This is a genomic window from Geobacillus sp. ZGt-1, assembly GCF_001026865.1.
Lineage (GTDB): Bacteria > Bacillota > Bacilli > Bacillales > Anoxybacillaceae > Geobacillus > Geobacillus thermoleovorans.
The window spans coordinates 1-457 of record NZ_LDPD01000166.1; the positions used below are offsets into that span (position 1 = coordinate 1).

The 457-nt window shown below is 53.4% G+C and carries 1 pseudogene; it reads left to right on the top strand.

The features are described 5' to 3' along the window. Positions 1-457, top strand: a pseudogene (locus VU18_RS16315) (DUF4351 domain-containing protein); the annotation flags it as partial.

The window sequence follows — 457 nt, forward strand, 5'->3', positions numbered from 1 at the left end:
GCACGAGCATATCGATTTCCACCATCTGTCCTTTTTATCCGAAGAGCTGTTTACTGATGTGACGGCTGGCGAAAAGTACCGCGTTGATTTGCTGGTCGAGACGAAGTTGAAAGGCGAAGACGGGCTGATCATCGTGCACGTGGAAACGCAAGGGTATGTCCAGCCGACGTTTGCCGAGCGCATGTTCCTCTATTTCAGCCGCTTGTATGAAACCTACCGGACCCGCATCGTCCCGATCGCCGTCTTCCACTATGATTCTCTCCGCGAGGAACCGTCTGTGTTTTCGATGGAATTTCCGTTTGGGGAAGTGCTGCAGTTTCGCTTTTTTCCGGTGGCGTTGCGGAAGAAGCAGTGGCGGGAGTACATCCGGCACGACAACCCGGTCGCGGCTGCGCTGCTCAGTCAAATGGGGTATACTGAAAGAGAGAAGGTGGAGCTGAAAAAAGAGTTTTTGCGC